General features: G+C 39.1%; 1 protein-coding gene. It reads left to right on the top strand.

Translation table 11 applies throughout. The annotated features are described in order from the left end of the window. On the top strand, window positions 1-343 hold a 343-nt coding region (locus FFR48_RS28575; protein ID WP_307722548.1), incomplete at both ends, for a Calx-beta domain-containing protein.

Below are 343 nucleotides of genomic sequence, written 5' to 3'. Positions count from 1 at the left end.
ACCTTACTTGAAGGTAATGAAACCTTTACAGTCAGTTTAAGTAATCCTACGAGTGGTGCAATTATTAGTTCTACCAATGGTACAGCCAAAGGTACTATTAATAACGATGATTCTAGTCCTCAATTTAGTATTGCAGCAGCGTCAGCAACAGAAGGTAATAGTATCACTTTCACAGTTACTCGTACAGGTGATACTCAAGCTAACCAAACAGTAAACGTAGCCACATCCATAGCTAGTGGTGACACAGCAAGTGCAAATGACTTTACTGAAAAAACAGAAACTCTAACATTTGCACAAGGTGAAACAAGCAAGACTTTCACAGTTCAGACAACTCCAGACACCT

Source organism: Sphaerospermopsis reniformis (assembly GCF_005402885.1).
GTDB lineage: Bacteria > Cyanobacteriota > Cyanobacteriia > Cyanobacteriales > Nostocaceae > Sphaerospermopsis > Sphaerospermopsis kisseleviana.
Note: the sequence above shows the minus strand (reverse complement) of the source record. Positions and strands in the feature narration are given on the sequence as shown.